This is a genomic window from Achromobacter sp. JD-1 (assembly GCF_038594925.1).
Lineage (GTDB): Bacteria > Pseudomonadota > Gammaproteobacteria > Burkholderiales > Burkholderiaceae_B > Achromobacter > Achromobacter spanius_C.
In genome coordinates, this window is the sequence record NZ_JBCGCS010000098.1 from 1 (window position 1) to 687 (window position 687).

Genomic DNA, 687 nt, shown 5'->3' on the forward strand with positions numbered 1-687 from the left:
CGAGGTGGCCATCAACCGAAGACCAGCTTGATGATGCCGCCAGCGATGGCACCGGAAAAGACGATACCCACTGCCCATTGATAGGCGGTCTCCTTGCGAATCACATCGAACGAGTAAAGGATGCCGATGATGCCGGCGGAAACAAGACCAATGACAGGAATGATGAGCCACAGCCAATCTTTGATCTTCTGCACGGTAGTGGTGGCCTTTTCGAACTGCGCCATCGCCAGTTCCGGTTGCAGCAAGAGGAGCACTGCCAAGGTCGCGTATGCCAGGGCGGCAACCGCGCGGCGAATCTTGGGCTGCGAGTCGACAGGGGAGATATTGGATGCTGCGGTCATTTGAAACTCCAATGGGTGACGCCACCCGGCCGATGAGCGGGGCGGCATTCGTTGAGGTAGATGAGAGGGCCGGTGTTTAGCGGCTAAACACCGGCGAGGGGTGCGCTTCTACTGCGCCGGCAGGCGCGAGGACGGCGTTGGAACCGGCCTGCCGAATGTGGCATCTGGGCGCGGTTCGAATGCGTCTTTGCGAGGCACTACAAAAGCGTCGTTGCGGGGCTTCTGAAAGGCATCGGGTTTGGACGACTTCGGAAGCGGCGGGCTACGCATCTTGGCGTCAGCATTGGCGGGCGCGCCGCCCTCCTTCACGATGGCCGGTACCGCCAGGCCTGCGCCGGCGATGACC

2 protein-coding genes are annotated in these 687 nt (G+C 61.3%); both read right to left on the reverse strand.

From position 1 onward, the window contains the following. Nucleotides 1-11: 11 nt before the first annotated feature. Entirely contained in the window at nt 12-341 is a 330-nt protein-coding gene (locus WBR68_RS31390) for a TrbC/VirB2 family protein (RefSeq protein ID WP_230696273.1), read from the reverse strand. Nucleotides 342-449: 108 nt separating this feature from the next. Further along, nucleotides 450-687 (reverse strand): hypothetical protein (locus WBR68_RS31395; protein WP_230696274.1); only part of this gene is annotated, 238 nt, incomplete at its 5' end.

What these genes read in the sequence shown, in the direction of transcription:
- WBR68_RS31390 (WP_230696273.1), bottom strand. Translation starts at nt 341, where the DNA reads ATGACCGCAGCATCCAATATCTCCCCTGTCGACTCGCAGCCCAAGATT.